Consider the following 15,090-nt stretch of genomic DNA (forward strand, 5'->3'; position numbering starts at 1 on the left):
TTAGTTTTACATCAATACTACAAAAACTTTGATATATATAAATTTGATATATATAAAAAAAAGCGACTCTGACGAGTCGCTTTTTTTCAGTTCATAAACTCAAATTATTGAGCTTGTTGACCTGGTTGTACAAGAACAGTACGGCTACCAGAGATCGCAGCGAATACGCGACGGTTCATAGCACGACCTTCTTTAGTTTTGTTGTCAGCAATCGGTTGATCCCAAGCGAAACCTTGAGTTGTCAAACGAGTTGCATTTACGTTGTATTCATTTACAAGTGCAGATTTAACAGAGTTAGCACGTGCTAAAGATAAACGTTCGTTCAACTTACGTGGACCAGTGTTATCTGTGTGACCTTCAATACGAGCTGTCGCATTCGGGTATTCAGCTAACTTCTCAGCAACCTTAGCAATTTCAGACTTGTATTGTGGCTTGATGTCAGACTTGTTCGTATCGAAGAATACGCGAAGTTCCATGTTAAGATCTTCAGTTAACTCTTGTGGTTGTGGAGCAACTGGAGTTGGTTCAACTGGAGCAACTTCTACAACTGGAGCAGCTGGCTTCAAGTGACCGCCAAGAACTACGTTCAAACCAGCAAGCGCTGTATAGTTCCAGAAGTCTTCATCGATGTTATAAGTACCACGAGCTTCTGTACGAAGAGATAAAGCATCATTTAAGCGCCAGAAAGCACCAAAACCAGCATTACCTAAAGTACCTTCTTCTTTCAAGCCGCGACCAGCACGTCCGAATTCAGCAGCAGTAGCATCATCAAATTTGTATTTGTAATGACCAGCACCTAACAATACATATGGCTTGATTTTGCTGTCATAGTTTTTAGTGATCAAATCAGAAGTAACGTAGAAGTTACCGTTGATTTGTTGTTGCTTATATTCAGCATTAGCAACAGTACCGTCAACATCACCTTTCACTTGGTTATATTCTGCTTCAAAACCTAACCATGGAGTTAATTCGATACCTAAAGCAGCACCAACAAATAAATCATCCTGAAGCTCAGGACCATTTGTTAGATGCTTATCACCATTATTGTGTTTAGTGTCTTGGAATGTGTAACCAAGCATTAATGGAGTTACTGTTACGCCCGCATTCGCAGCAGCTAACGGAGCAGCAACAAGCATAGCAAGTGCAATACGACTCAATTTCATGGATATCCTCCAGAGATAACAATTGTTTGTTGTGTAAGCTCAGCCTATGGTTTTTCGCCCTGAGAACAGCGATGTTCTGCAGTATTATTTTTTCAGCTATTCACTTCACTTTGAATCATACAAACACTTGATCAATTTTCCAAGTGCTTGATAACTTTAACCTCGCAAATTATTGACAAAATTTCTTACAATTTCCGTTGTAGTTCAGTAAATTTTTAATTCCCATAAGATATCTGAATCGATTATTGTTCAGGGGCTTTTGCTTTAGTTTATTTTAATTTATTTTTTAGCAAAAATTAGCATAAAGATCGTGTTTTCACTTAACGCACTGTTAATAAAAAAATTAATAAAAATAGATAGGTAAAATATGTTTAAATCTTTTGGTTTCACTTTAATCGAGTTAATCATCACCTTAGGTGTTTTAGCAATTTTAAGCATCATTGCACTTCCTTATTTTCGTGAAACAATGATTGCAAATGAAGTAAGATTCCTCAAAAGAACTCTCACAATTCACATACAAAAAGCAAAAACGGATGCACAGCTTTATCATAAAAATGTGATGCTGTGCCCAAGTTTGGATTTTGAGAACTGCGACACAGATTGGAATAAGGGTTTTATTGGATTTATTGATACTAATCGAAATAGCCAACGCGATCCGAACGAAATACTACTTTTTATTGTTCCCCTGAATCATAAATATGGCCGCCTCAGTTTTAAGTCCTTTGGGCGAAGTCCCAACTCTCTTGTTTTTCAAGCTGAGAATGGCCTCCCCTTTGCCTCGAATGGCAGCTTTATCTACTGTTCCGAGTCCCCTCAGTACCATACTAAAATTGTCTTGAGCCGTATGGGCAATATTCGTTTTGAAAAGTTATCCAGTTGCTAAAAACTCTTCAGTCTAGCCTAAAATAAGTAAAACCCTTTATTCCAATCCTTTTTTTACTATACTGCTTAAGTTTGGAACATTTTTATAAATTATAAGTGTGGAGACACATCATGACTGATATCGTAATCGTTAATGGCGCTCGTACAGCAATGGGCGGCTTCCAAGGTGCATTATCTGGTGTTACAGCACCAGAATTAGGTGCAGTTACCATTAAAGAAGCAATTGCCCGTTCTGGCCTGCAACCGACTGATGTAGAAGAAGTAATCATGGGTTGTGTTTTACCAGCAGGATTAAAACAAGGTCCTGCGCGCCAAGCAATGCGTAAGGCTGGCTTACCAGACTCTACCGGTGCAGTGACTATTAACAAACTGTGTGGTTCTGGCATGAAAGCGGTGATGCAGGCAGCAGATATGATTAAAGCGGGTAGCGCAGAGATCGTGGTTGCAGGTGGTATGGAATCAATGACCAATGCGCCATATGTTTTGCCGAAAGCACGTGCTGGCTACCGTATGGGTCATGGTGAAATTAAGGATCATATGTTCCTTGATGGTCTTGAAGATGCTGAAACAGGTCGCTTAATGGGATCATTTGCCCAAGACATGGCAAATAAGCGCAGTTATACCCGTGAACAGATGGATGATTTCGCCATCCGTTCTTTACAACGTGCACAGAAAGCGATTACTGAAGGTTACTTTAAAGATGAAATCGTTCCTGTAACAGTTTCTACTCGCAAAGGTGATGTCGTTGTTGATCAAGATGAGCAGCCATTAAGTGCAAAAATCGACAAGATCCCATCATTAAAACCAGCATTTGCAAAAGATGGCACCATCACTGCTGCGAACGCAAGTTCAATTTCTGATGGCGCATCAGCGTTGGTCTTAACCTCAAGTGAAGTTGCAGCTCAACGTGGTTTACAACCGTTGGCAAAAATTCTGGCAACTGCGTCAAACTCTCAACATCCTTCTGAATTTACCATTGCCCCTGTTGGTGCAATTGAAAAAGTATTGAAAAAAGCGGGTTGGGATGCGCAAGACGTTGATCTATGGGAAATCAACGAAGCTTTTGCCATGGTGACTATGTGTCCAATCGATGACTTCAAATTAGATGCAGAGAAAGTCAATATCAATGGTGGTGCTTGTGCATTGGGCCACCCTGTTGGTTCTACAGGTTCTCGTATCATCCTGACGCTAATTCATGCGCTTAAACGTACTGGCGGTAAAAAAGGTGTTGCAGCTTTGTGTATCGGTGGTGGTGAAGCGACAGCGGTTGCAATTGAATTAATCTAAGCCTTGTTAACGTAATAAAAATCCTGCTTGATGCAGGATTTTTATTTTTTGGATTACAAAAAATAATGCACCCATTGTTCAATTCCCGATAAGTTATGCTGTGTATAAAAAAACAACAAGGAGTACAACATGCAACTTAATCATTATCTAAATTTTAAAGGACAAACAGAACAAGCATTCAACTTTTATAAATCTGTGTTTGGTGGTGAATTTGCCATGCTCAGCCGTTATGGCGATATGCCACCTACTGAAGGTGTCAGTCTTTCAGAAGCAGATAAAAACTTGGTTTTACATGTTTCCCTACCCATCAATGAATTTACTGTATTGATGGCTTCGGATGTGAATGATCAATTCTGCGCTCAAAATAGTATATTCACACCAGGTAATAACCACTATATTTCTATTAATCTTGATCCAGATGAACAAGATCAAGCACAACGACTCTTTAATGCTTTGTCCGCAAATGGTCAAATTGAAATGCCTTTAGAAAAGACCTTCTGGGGCGCGCTCTATGGCGCTTTCACGGATCAGTTTGGGATTAAATGGATGATCAATTGTCAGTTAGATGGGTAATTGCTTGTATATAATGCCGCCATATAAACTTTATATGACGGCATTATACCCCTAAATATTTTCTAATATCTTCTTTACCCCAACATCTTCGAAAATCTCAGGATATTTTTGAGTAAAAGCGGGCAAATGCTGTTTCATTTCATTTTTCTGAGGTATGGTCCATCTTGGCGGATAAATTTCATAACTTAGAAATTGTAGCCGCCATCGTAAATTATAGGAAAAATTCTGCTGATCATTTTCAGTTTGTATATATTTTTGTTGAGTAACAAACCAATACAATTGTTCCCATAAACTATAGCCTTGAGTTAGATCTAATCTCTGCTGCAACGACAAATTTTCTTTGACCAAACATAAATATTGTTTGAGTTCATCCAAAGTTGGCTGAGTATCACTATATATTTTTGCTTTAATAAATTGATAAGGCAATAATATTTGTTTAGTTAATTGAATGTATTCTAAAAATTGAAGCAGATTAATCTGCTTCTGTTTCAAGGCAAATAGGACTAATGCATTTGCAATCTGTTTGGATTCAATTTTACCAACAATCTCAAAAAGATGAGATGACTCTCCTTTGTATAACACCCATTGATAAACCCGCTTTTTCAACTGTTGTTGATCCAAGCTATCAATAGAATGTTGAGAAAAATACTTTTCAAAGTCAAATTGGTGTTGCCTTAAAGCAAAATATGCATAATCCATAACTGCTAAAAAAGGACTATGCCAGAGGTAAATCAAATCATCTGTTGTTAAAAATTTTCTTTGATATAAAACATCAAATAAATGATATTGCACATCTCTAAGTCTCGATGCTTTAAGCTCGACCCTAATATCCTGATTAGATTGATGTTGAATAAAATGATCAAGCCAAAACTTGCGAACCATTTGGTCTTTCGCTGCTTTACATAACTCAATCAAACAATCCCGTTCAATCCATTTGTATTTATTGATATAGAGCAATAACATACGAGGCAACTTACCTTGTACTGAAATCAAGGTTTCTTGCAAATAAGCTGTATTATTGGCCACTTCTTGCAACAATAAAGTTTCAATTTCAGGAACAACACGCATGCGTTGTTGTATTGCCGCAATATCTAAAAAATAATCAATACAAAGCTGACTAAACTCAGACCTTTTGCTCCAACGTCGAAAGTGTGCAGCCGCTAACTGCTGGTTAATCGGTACATAATCACTTAAGCGAAATAATAAAGCAGGAAAAAGCTCAACCTCATAACAGTCTTGTAATGTTTCTAATGTCTGCTGACGTGTATATCCATCATAACTTCTAAGCTGCCAAAGCAACTCATCCAAATGATTCTGTTTAGAGTTTGCATTGCTTGTTTTAGCTACATTTACATCACAATCTTGTTCTTCAAATCCTTCAACAGCAGGTTTTTTTAATACTTCAACTGTATTTATATATTGCTCAGATGAGCCAAATATCTTTTTTAAAAATTTAAACATGTTCTTTCTAAATCAGAGAATTCATTTTTATAACAAATTATGAAATAGCTGTCATGCCCTGCCCCCAATTAAACATCAATGCAGCACAGGTAAAAGAAATAATATATAAAACTAGAGCAATACCTTGATCAAGTTTATTGACCAGTCTATTACCCTTTGCCGAGTAAAATGTCGAAAGTACATCCGTTGCGATCGCAAAGAGTAACTACCCCAGGATTTATTTTTAAAATAAGGTTCAACTTTTTATTCTTCAATTGAGTTGCTAAAAGCATGACTCATAAAAAAGCTGAACCAAGGTTCAGCTTTTTTCTTTCAATCGGCTTATGCGCCAGTTTGATAACTTGCTTGTGGCACTGCGGTCGATGCTTGATAAGGATTGGTAAAATCCTGAAGCCCAGCAGCAGCTTCATGAATATCCTTACCTTCTTTCACCACAAATGTATCAAAGCCAGAACGTTTTAAATAGTTTAAAACATCCTTGAAGATATCGCCGACTGCGCGTAACTCACCTTGATACCCTTGGCGACGTAATAAGGCCGCAAATGAATAACCACGACCATCATTAAAACCAGCAAATTCAATAAAAATGGCATCAAGCTCATTCAATGGAAATTGATGTGTTTCAGGTGAATCATTCACAGTAATGTAAAGCGCCTTTTTGCCTTGTACATCTGCCAATTGATCCAACTGTTCAGTTGTCACAACCACGTCACCTTGTGGAATCACGCCATCTTCAGCAATGACTTGATACGTATTGTCAGCAATTGTGCCATCTTTAGAGAGCACTTGTAGCGTTGTATTAAGCATAAGCACGCTCCTTAAATGGTTGAATACCAACACGGCGATAGGTATCGATAAAACGCTCACCTTCTGTACGTAAGTCAAGGTACGTATTCAAGATTTCATCAATCACATCTGGCACAACTTCAGCTGCAAAAGAAGGCCCTAGGATATCACCGAGTGATGCATCATGATCGGCATGACCACCTAAAGTGATTTGATAGAATTCCGCACCTTTCTTATCGACACCCAGAATACCGATATTTCCGACATGGTGATGACCACAGGCATTCATACAACCCGAAATGTTCAGATCAAGTTCACCCAAGTTATAAATGGTGTCTAGGTCATCAAAACGACGGCTGATCGCTTCTGAAATTGGAATCGATTTGGCATTGGCCAATGAACAGAAATCACCACCCGGACAGCAGATAATATCGGTAATAAAGCCAATATGTGCACGTGCCATGTCACTGTGTTCAAGCGTTTGCCACAATTCAAATAGATCTTTCTGCGGCACATCGACCAATGAAATGTTTTGTTCGTGCGTGGTACGGAACTCACCGAACGTATATTTATCGGCCAAATCCGCAATTAAGTTCATTTCTTCACTAGTGACATCGCCTGGTGCAATACCTGCACGTTTCAAAGAAATCGTGACAATACGATAACCTTTCACTTTATGCGCATTGGTATTGACGTTAAACCACTGTTTGAATTTTGGATGTGCAGCGAATAAGTCAGTAAAGTCCTGATCTTCTAAATCTTGATAATCAAATGGCGTAAATTCTTCATCCAATTTTTTCAAGATTTCAGGTTGAATCTTCAATGTTTCACGCGTGTGCTCAAATTCAGCTTCCACTTTTTGTGCAAACACTTCTGGTGTTAATGCTTTCACCAAAATTTTGATACGCGCTTTATATTTGTTATCACGACGGCCATGTAAGTTATAAACACGTAAGGTCGCTTCTAAATAAGCAATTAAATCTTCGCGTGGTAAAAACTCACGGATCACACTACCAATAATCGGGGTACGGCCGAGACCACCACCCACCATGATTTTATAGCCCATTTCACCAGCATCATTACGTACCAGATAGACACCGATATCGTGAAATGCTGTTGCAGCACGGTCTTTTTCTTCTAAAGCCGATACCGCGATTTTAAACTTACGTGGTAAGAAGGCAAATTCAGGGTGGAAGGTACTCCACTGACGAATCAATTCACAGGTCGGACGTGGGTCCGCAATCTCACCAGCAACCACACCTGCAAACTGGTCAGTGGTGGTATTACGGATACAGTTACCCGAAGTTTGTACGGCATGCATTTGTACTGTTGCTAGCTCAGCAAGGATATCTGGTACATTTTCCAATGCTGGCCAGTTCAACTGAATATTTTGACGGGTTGAAACGTGGGCATAACCACGATCGTACTCTGTCGCAATTTCAGCAATTTTTCTGAGTTGTTTAGTATTCATCAAGCCATACGGCACAGCGATACGGAGCATAGGTGCATAACGTTGCACGTACAGACCATTTTGTAAGCGTAATGGACGATATTCGTCTTCTGTTAATTTTCCAGCTAAATAGCGTTCTGTTTGATCGCGAAACTGAGCAACACGTTGGTTAATCAGTTGTTGATCGAAATCCGTATATAAATACATGGCGTATGGCTAGTCATTCATTATAAAGGCGACTAGCATAGCGAGCTTTCATTCATCAACAAAATGCTTTTTTTGCATATTTAATAACGGTTTTATTGATAAGCCTATCTAGTTGCCACAAAAAGAAAAAGCCCAGACCAATCTGAGCTTTTTCAATCGTTTTCTAAATGAAATTAGTTCTTATCTGGCAATGCGTATGCCACAAGATAATCACCCATTTTAGTACCGAATGAACCATGTCCACCGGCCATAATCACCACATATTGTTTGCCATTGGCTTCATAAGTCATTGGTGTTGCTTGTCCACCCGCAGGTAAACGTGCTTCCCACAACTTATCACCATTTGAAACATTAAAGGCACGGATGTAATTGTCTTGTGTCGCACCGACAAACATCACATTACCCGCAGTTGAGATCGAGCCACCTAAACCTGGCACACCAATTTTCACTGGTGGTAATTGGAATAAGGTTGGCAAGCTGTCACGAATGGTACCAATACGTTTTTTCCAGACCACTTCATGTGTTTTTAAATCCACACCAGCAACAAAGCCCCAACCCGGTTGTTTACATGGTAAACCTAATGGAGATAGGAACGGACTGATATCAACACCATATGGTGTACCATACATCGGTTGCATGCCCTGCTCAGTACCTGCACCACGTGCTACAGGTTGACGGTTTGGATCTGCTGGAATTAAACGACTCACGAATGGCAAGCCAATCGGGTTCATCACCGCAACTTGACGATCTGCATTCACAGACATACCGCCCCATTCAAACACACCCAAGTTTCCAGGGAAAACTAAAGTACCATTTTCAGAAGGTGGTGTATAAATACCGTCATAGTTCAAACTCTTAAATTTCACACGACACATTAACTGGTCAAACATAGTGGCACCCCACATGTCTTTATCAGTCAATTTATCTTTCGGTGCTAAATCAAAGTCAGAGAATGGTTGAGTTTTTGAGTAGAACTCACCTTTGGTTTGTGGTCCCCATTTCACCGTTTGTGGAACAGGTTTTTCTGTAATCGGCACAATCGGCTGACCATTACGACGATCTAAAACAAAGGCATTGCCTGTTTTAGTCAATACATAAATCGCTGGAACCGTTTGACCTGATTTATCTTGAATATCTGCCAATGAAGGTTGTGATGGTACGTCCATATCCCACAAATCGTGATGTGTAGTTTGGAAGTGCCATACCAGTTTACCCGTGGTTGCATTGATCGCCAGCATTGAATTGGCATAACGCTCTTTTAACTCTGTACGATCTCCACCCCAGATATCTGGTGTACCTACGCCTGTTGGAACATAGACGATATCGAGTTTAGAGTCATAGGCAAGCGGCGCCCATGCATTTGGTGAGTTATGTACAAACTGCGTGTCTTGACCTGGCATTGCATTTGGATCCGCTGCGCCTGTATCAAACACCCACAATAATTTACCGGTGTTCACGTCATAACCACGAATCACACCTGATGGCTCTTTATTCGAATGGTTATCGGTCACTGAACCCGCGATCACGACCGTTGTACCTGATACTACACCTGGTGAGGTTGGGTTATAACCGCCTGGATAAGCATATGGCATGAACTCTTGTAAATTTACTTCACCATTTTGACCAAAGTCAGAACATGCTTTACCTGTATCTGCATTGACAGCTACTAAACGGCCATCATTGACAGGTACAAACACTTTACGAGGGCACTCAGTTGAGCTGGATTTTTTCGTCTGTAAGCTGGTTGCAAATTCAGTCGTGTTAGCTGCATCGTAATACATCACACCACGGCAGGTTAAATGCTGGAAGGTTTTATCGGTTTTGAGTTTTGGATCAAAACGCCATTTTTCCTTCCCTGTCGCAGGGTCAATCGAAATCAAATGTTGATGCGGCGTACACATAAACATGTTATTGCCGATTTTGATTGGCGTGACCTGATTCGTGGTTTCGCCTGAGTCATTTTCAGTTCGGAAATCACCGGTACGTAAGGTCCAAGCCACTTTCAGATCTTTCACGTTTTTATCGTTGATCTGAGTGAGTGGAGAATAACGCTCACCGCCTTGACTACGACCATATGCAGGCCAATCTTCAGGGGCAATGCCATCCACTGCTTTCGCTTGTGCTGGCTGTGGCGTTTGAATGACACCATTAATTTCTTGTGGATCATTAAAGATCGAGTAGACCATCACCACAATTGCAATAGCTAAAGTCGATGACAGTGCCACTTTACTTGAAGTGAGGTTATCAATCCCACGCGTCACCGCTGGAATGAGTAACCACAAACCTAATATACCAAGGATATCAAGGCGTGGCGCCAGTGCCCAGAAGTCAGTCCCAACTTCCCAAACACCCCAAACCACACTGCCTAACATCAACGCCGCATAGACCCATAATGGACCAGAGGCACGTTTATAGAGTTGTACTGCCACGATCAGCAACAGTACACCTGCGATCACATAATAAAAAGACCCGCCAATCGCTGCGAGCCAGATACCGCCAACGAGCAAGAACAATGCAATGAGGGCGATAATCACCACCGTCAAGGTTCTAAGCCCAGATTTTGAAGCAGATTGATTCATAAGATCACCTTGCATCTTTTATATTTTGGATCCACTAAAAAGATGACTTATCTATTCAATGGTCGAGTTCAAATCACAATAACAATCTTGCAAATATCGCCCAGCATCTGGACTGCATCTGCAAAACTGCCCGAGTATCGAAATTAGAAAATGGTTTGGAACTTAATCCCGCCAACCCAAGTCTTATCGCCATCCTTCAATGCGCCAACATGGTGGACATATTGAATATTTGGACGAATCGTCAACCAGTTGGTGGCATGAATGCCGTAGTACAACTCAGTGTTATATTCTTCATCCAACAGACTGTTGTTTTTATCATTGGCATGAATACGAGCAACACCTATAGCCAGTTCATCTTGAGGACGTTGGTCCAATAAACCCTTATAGATTAAACCGACATTTTGCATGTCTTTGATCGCATTGGTTTTCGAATCATGTACCGTCACATTGACAAAGCCTGTCAGACCTCGATCTGATTGACCGTCATGACGAGTGAGCTGCTGCTTCGCAGTAAACCAGCCGCCTTGTTTATGTCCAGTTTTGGCAGGATTCTCAATTTCTGCGGCATCAGCTGTGCTGTAATAATAACCAAAACGGTATTCACCAGGCAGCGACAATGCGCCTAATTTAGGATTCCAGACCACTTCTGCAGGAATAATCGCACCACGTGAACCATCGGTACTTAGGTTAAAACCTTTGCCACGTTGCAAGTTTTCAGGGTTATATTCATACGCCCCGATTTGTGCATATAGGTCTGGCTGCAAGTTATATTTAACACGCAATGCCCATTGGCTCACAGGCCAGTTGTACCATTGGTCACCGACCCAGTTACCGACCTGAGAACCGCATAGCGACAAGTTCTGGAAGTCACAGTCAAAGCTGTTGAAATCTTCACCTTCACCAAAACGACCGACTTTAATATCTAAGGCTTGATCTAAAAATTTCTTTTTGATCCAAAGGTCTGTTAGACGCCATGTTTGACCACGCCCCCAGACTTCCTGTACCGAACTTTGGTGACCTTGTAAGCCATCTGCAGTTTGTGACAAAGACTGACCATCACGATATGTCACCGTGATTTGTGCCTCTGTATCTTGCCAACCTAAAATTTTATTTAGGTCGAAGTGAGTACCTAAAGCCAATTGTCCAGTAAATTCACTGCCATGGCTTGAGTGTTGTTTAGAATCTAAAACCCCTGCGAATTCACCTGTGTAATCAGCAGAAAATTTGTAACCCTGTTCTTGCAACGCAGTGCGTTGACCGTTCCAATCACCAAACAGCCATTGACCATTTGGGTCAAATGCGGAAGAAGCTGCTTGAGTATGTTGTGTGAAAAGACTCAATGATAGAACGGATAAACAAGAAACAATCAAAGATTTAGAGATTGTCATGTTTACGTAACCTTTTATGTTATTGTGTATAAAAGGTTACTCTTATTTTTAAATTACAACTTATTCAAAATGTTAACAATCTGTACAATATTTTAACAATCAGTGATTAGTCGCACATATTTTCTACCATTTACCTTCACCCAAGCCCTGACCAATAAAGGCATACTTCATTTGTGAGCGAGAAAATTTAATTGGACAGGCCAACTGAGACTCAGTTTGTGCTGCATTTTCCGATACAGGTACGTCAACCACCCAGCCCCGTTGCTGCGCCATAGGTGAGACTAAAGCCTCGTCTAGGCTTAAAACAGGTTCTACACAGATATCCAAGCTTTGGAACAAGTGTTGCCATGCTGCAAAATCTTGGGTTTTGAACTTTTCTTGCAACGCCTGTTTTACGGTTTGGCGATCTTCAGGATCAAAGGAGGTGCCTTTGGCAAGCAGTACAGGTAATTCTAAAGCTGCGGCTAAGCCTGCCATAAATTGTGGCTCTAGGCTTCCGACCGAGAAATAACGTCCATCTTTGGTTTGATAATAATCATAGAAGCTTGCACCATTCAGCATACCAGCCTCAGGTGTTTGTGGCGTTTGTCCTGCCAGACTAGCTGAAGCCGCCATACTATTCAGACTGGCCACACAATCAGTCATGGAAATATCAATATATTGCCCAAGACCACTGCGTTGACGTTCAACCACGGCAGCAAGAATACCAATCACTGCATGTAAGGAACCACCTGCCACATCAGCAATTTGAATACCTAAGGGCGGTGGCCCACCATCCTGACGACCGCTATGTCCAGAAACACCTGCCAGTGCCAAATAATTAATGTCATGTCCTGCCCGATCTTTATACGCGCCAGTCTGACCATAACCTGTAATTGAACAGTAGATTAAACGTGGGTTAATTTCGGCCAACGTTTCATAGTCCAAACCTAAACGGCGCATCACATCGGGACGAAACTGTTCCAGCACAATATCAAACTCAGAGATTTTATTTTTGATCAGCTCAATATTACTTGCATCTTTAAGATCAAGTGCAATCGACTGCTTATTCCGATTCAGATAACTATGCGCAGTGGCCTGACCATTGGCATAGGGTGGCATAATCCTTACCAGATCGGGACGCGTCGGAGATTCAACATGGATAACTTCTGCACCCATGTCCGCAAGGTACATACTGGCAAATGGTCCTGGTAATAAAGTCGAAAAATCGAGGACTTTCAATCCCTTTAGTGCAGATGGCATAATAATTTTTACTCAATTTGTTCAAATTTTCTTTTATACTAGGTGTGGATAAACACAAAAACAATGTCATGTTCAGCCATTTACCTTGATAGTTTCGGCAATTTAACATGTATACAAGGCGCAATTATTTTTCTTGTCAATTGCCATAGGGCTTGTTAATTGATCATATATATGTTGCGTTGTTAGCAAAAATTTTATCAGACGAGGCATGAAACGACAGGAATGACAATTCATTTCCGAGTTTCATAACGATGTATGAGGAAATTTTTGTTACAACCCTACGGGACAAAGGCATTTTTTGATGCCACTGCGTTATGTCATGCTCATTTAGAAGTACTAAATTTCACAAGCCACGCCTTGTACCATCTAAAAAATGTCTATTGCCGCAGCTATATCTGATCAACTAACAAGCCCTTTTTATTTTAGACGGTTATTTAGGTCAATTATCGTGAATAGTAAAGAAACTGAAGGATTCAATATGAGCCGTGATACGATCAGCATCCACTTCGTGAATGCGGCTTTAACAGGTGTTAAACGCCTAGGCATGGACGTTGAAACGTTACTTTCACATGTCGGCATAGAGGCTGAATTACTGCGCCAACCGAAGGCTCGAATCTCTCCAGAGCAGTACACCCGTTTTGTAAAAATGTTATGGATGGTTACCCAAGACGAACACGTGGGCTTCGATGTACAGCCACGTCGCTTGGGTACATTTGCGATCATGTGCCAATTGATCATCCACTCAAAAACACTTGGACAAGCACTGGAACTCTCCTCTCAATTCTACAAACTGTTTGGAGATGAATGGTCTGTGAGCTTGGAACGTGACAAGCATGAAGCCCGTTTAGTACCGCATATTCCTAAAGCTTTAGATCCTGATCATTTCATTACTGAAAGTATGCTGATGATCTGGCATGGTCTTGCTTCATGGTTAATTGAACGTCGCCTACCTTTAGAGCGTGTGCATTTTGGTTATGAGCGTCCAAATCATGCTGATGAATATGATGCATTATTCTTTGCACCTGTGATGCAATTCGATGCGCCACGAACCGAAATTACATTTGCAGCGGATTATCTAGACCTCCCAATCCGTCAAGATGAAAAAACTTTAGAAGAGTTCTTAAAAGCAGCACCTGCACAATTATTAGTGAAGTTCAAAAATACCAACTCATTGACTTCACGCATTCGCGATGTATTAAAGAGCCAGATTGGCGAAGAAATGCCAACGCTCAACGATGTGGCAGCAATGTTGTATTTATCGCCACAAACTTTACGTCGTCGTTTGGCTGCCGAAGGCAAAAGCTATCAAGGTGTTAAGGATGCCTTACGTCGTGATGCGGCGATTCATTTATTGTTGACTCCTAATCTCACTCTTGAAGATGTAGCACAGCAAGTCGGCTTTAGTGAAACCAGTACTTTCCATCGTGCCTTTAAAAAATGGACAGGTGTTACCCCTGGTCTATATCGCCAATTACACGGTCATCACAACTAAGTGTTTCAATGCAGTGTTTAACGTTATGTCGTTGAACACTGCAATTTAAATATGCTAATAATTAAGCAGACCTCTACAATTTGCTTGAATAACAATGATCATTAAAGAAGCTGACTTCTCTCACCCACAAGTTCAAAATTTGATCCATATCCATTTGCATGGCCTGCATCAAAACACTCCACTTGAACATAGTTTTGCTTTAGACCTCAGCAGTCTGCAACAAGAGTCAATTAGCGTCTATACCTTATGGAACGATGATGAATTACTGGGCTGTGGTGCAATTCAAGAACTGACACCCGACCATGCAGAAATCAAATCTATGCGGACTCATCCCGACCATTTGCGCCAAGGTGTCGCAAAGCAGCTGCTGGAGTATTTACTAAAAGTTGCTCAAGAGCATCAATATCAACGAGTCAGTTTAGAAACAGGAAAAGATGCTCACTTTGATGCCGCAATTAGCCTTTATAAGCAATTTGGTTTTGTTCAAGGTGAGGCGTTTGCAGAATATACTGAATCACCCTATAACCAATTCTTTCATTTAGATTTATCAAAGGAGTCCATAAACGCAAACTTGAGATGA

Annotated in this window: 12 protein-coding genes and 1 pseudogene; 5 read left to right on the plus strand and 8 right to left on the minus strand. The window is 40.7% G+C overall.

What is annotated here, in order from left to right; translation table 11 throughout:
• Positions 1 to 104 precede the first annotated feature (104 nt).
• A complete protein-coding gene (gene omp38, locus V6E90_RS14285; protein WP_262756649.1) occupies positions 105 to 1,163 on the minus strand; it encodes an outer membrane protein Omp38 in 1,059 nt (352 codons plus the stop codon).
• Between the two features lie 367 nt (positions 1,164 to 1,530).
• On the opposite strand from omp38, the gene V6E90_RS14290 reads away from it, so the two are divergent.
• The 3 genes from V6E90_RS14290 to V6E90_RS14300 all read left to right on the plus strand — a co-directional run bounded on the left by V6E90_RS14290 (position 1,531) and on the right by V6E90_RS14300 (position 3,905).
• Positions 1,531 to 2,046 (plus strand): GspH/FimT family pseudopilin, encoded by a 516-nt coding sequence (locus V6E90_RS14290; RefSeq protein WP_262756648.1) that lies wholly within the window; start codon positions 1,531 to 1,533, stop codon positions 2,044 to 2,046.
• Between the two features lie 110 nt (positions 2,047 to 2,156).
• Complete coding sequence (locus V6E90_RS14295) at positions 2,157 to 3,332, plus strand: thiolase family protein (protein ID WP_004802873.1); 1,176 nt, start codon at positions 2,157 to 2,159, stop codon at positions 3,330 to 3,332.
• 129 nt (positions 3,333 to 3,461) lie between these two features.
• Positions 3,462 to 3,905: a VOC family protein gene (locus V6E90_RS14300; RefSeq protein ID WP_332605719.1), complete on the plus strand. Its 444-nt coding sequence runs from the start codon at positions 3,462 to 3,464 to the stop codon at positions 3,903 to 3,905.
• Between the two features lie 51 nt (positions 3,906 to 3,956).
• Here the strand turns inward: V6E90_RS14300 and V6E90_RS14305 are convergent, their stop codons facing one another.
• The 7 genes and pseudogenes from V6E90_RS14305 to V6E90_RS14335 form a co-directional block, all read right to left on the minus strand.
• On the minus strand, positions 3,957 to 5,366 hold the full coding sequence (locus V6E90_RS14305; protein ID WP_332605720.1) for a hypothetical protein: 1,410 nt from the start codon (positions 5,364 to 5,366) through the stop codon (positions 3,957 to 3,959).
• Positions 5,367 to 5,424: 58 nt separating this feature from the next.
• A pseudogene (locus V6E90_RS14310) lies at positions 5,425 to 5,638 on the minus strand (hypothetical protein); the annotation flags it as partial.
• A 49-nt stretch (positions 5,639 to 5,687) separates the two neighbouring features.
• Entirely contained in the window at positions 5,688 to 6,173 is a 486-nt protein-coding gene (locus V6E90_RS14315) for a DUF934 domain-containing protein (protein ID WP_332605722.1), read from the minus strand.
• On the minus strand, positions 6,166 to 7,809 hold the full coding sequence (locus V6E90_RS14320; protein WP_004802867.1) for a nitrite/sulfite reductase: 1,644 nt from the start codon (positions 7,807 to 7,809) through the stop codon (positions 6,166 to 6,168). Before V6E90_RS14320 ends, V6E90_RS14315 begins: the two co-directional genes overlap by 8 nt.
• 173 nt (positions 7,810 to 7,982) lie before the next feature.
• Entirely contained in the window at positions 7,983 to 10,388 is a 2,406-nt protein-coding gene (locus V6E90_RS14325; RefSeq protein ID WP_023271391.1) for a glucose/quinate/shikimate family membrane-bound PQQ-dependent dehydrogenase, read from the minus strand.
• A 143-nt stretch (positions 10,389 to 10,531) separates the two neighbouring features.
• Positions 10,532 to 11,755 carry a carbohydrate porin gene (locus tag V6E90_RS14330; RefSeq protein WP_332605815.1) on the minus strand — a complete coding sequence of 408 codons (1,224 nt, stop codon included), beginning with the start codon at positions 11,753 to 11,755 and terminating at the stop codon, positions 10,532 to 10,534.
• 144 nt (positions 11,756 to 11,899) lie between these two features.
• Positions 11,900 to 13,018 (minus strand): CaiB/BaiF CoA transferase family protein, encoded by a 1,119-nt coding sequence (locus tag V6E90_RS14335; protein WP_332605727.1) that lies wholly within the window; start codon positions 13,016 to 13,018, stop codon positions 11,900 to 11,902.
• 478 nt (positions 13,019 to 13,496) lie between these two features.
• On the opposite strand from V6E90_RS14335, the gene V6E90_RS14340 reads away from it, so the two are divergent.
• The gene (locus tag V6E90_RS14340) at positions 13,497 to 14,510 is read left to right on the plus strand and encodes an AraC family transcriptional regulator (protein WP_004652394.1); all 1,014 of its coding nucleotides are present in this window, start codon (positions 13,497 to 13,499) and stop codon (positions 14,508 to 14,510) included.
• A gap of 94 nt (positions 14,511 to 14,604) precedes the next feature.
• The gene (locus V6E90_RS14345; protein ID WP_262756639.1) at positions 14,605 to 15,090 is read left to right on the plus strand and encodes a GNAT family N-acetyltransferase; all 486 of its coding nucleotides are present in this window, start codon (positions 14,605 to 14,607) and stop codon (positions 15,088 to 15,090) included.

It is taken from the genome of Acinetobacter sp. ESBL14, from assembly GCF_036668815.1.
Taxonomy (GTDB): Bacteria; Pseudomonadota; Gammaproteobacteria; order Pseudomonadales; family Moraxellaceae; genus Acinetobacter; species Acinetobacter gyllenbergii.

Coding starts and splice junctions, on each gene's coding strand:
- omp38 (WP_262756649.1), bottom strand. CDS start 1,163: ATGAAATTGAGTCGTATTGCACTTGCTATGCTTGTTGCTGCTCCGTTA.
- V6E90_RS14290 (WP_262756648.1), top strand. CDS start 1,531: ATGTTTAAATCTTTTGGTTTCACTTTAATCGAGTTAATCATCACCTTA.
- V6E90_RS14295 (WP_004802873.1), top strand. CDS start 2,157: ATGACTGATATCGTAATCGTTAATGGCGCTCGTACAGCAATGGGCGGC.
- V6E90_RS14300 (WP_332605719.1), top strand. CDS start 3,462: ATGCAACTTAATCATTATCTAAATTTTAAAGGACAAACAGAACAAGCA.
- V6E90_RS14305 (WP_332605720.1), bottom strand. CDS start 5,366: ATGTTTAAATTTTTAAAAAAGATATTTGGCTCATCTGAGCAATATATA.
- V6E90_RS14315 (WP_332605722.1), bottom strand. CDS start 6,173: ATGCTTAATACAACGCTACAAGTGCTCTCTAAAGATGGCACAATTGCT.
- V6E90_RS14320 (WP_004802867.1), bottom strand. CDS start 7,809: ATGTATTTATATACGGATTTCGATCAACAACTGATTAACCAACGTGTT.
- V6E90_RS14325 (WP_023271391.1), bottom strand. CDS start 10,388: ATGAATCAATCTGCTTCAAAATCTGGGCTTAGAACCTTGACGGTGGTG.
- V6E90_RS14335 (WP_332605727.1), bottom strand. CDS start 13,018: ATGCCATCTGCACTAAAGGGATTGAAAGTCCTCGATTTTTCGACTTTA.
- V6E90_RS14340 (WP_004652394.1), top strand. CDS start 13,497: ATGAGCCGTGATACGATCAGCATCCACTTCGTGAATGCGGCTTTAACA.
- V6E90_RS14345 (WP_262756639.1), top strand. CDS start 14,605: ATGATCATTAAAGAAGCTGACTTCTCTCACCCACAAGTTCAAAATTTG.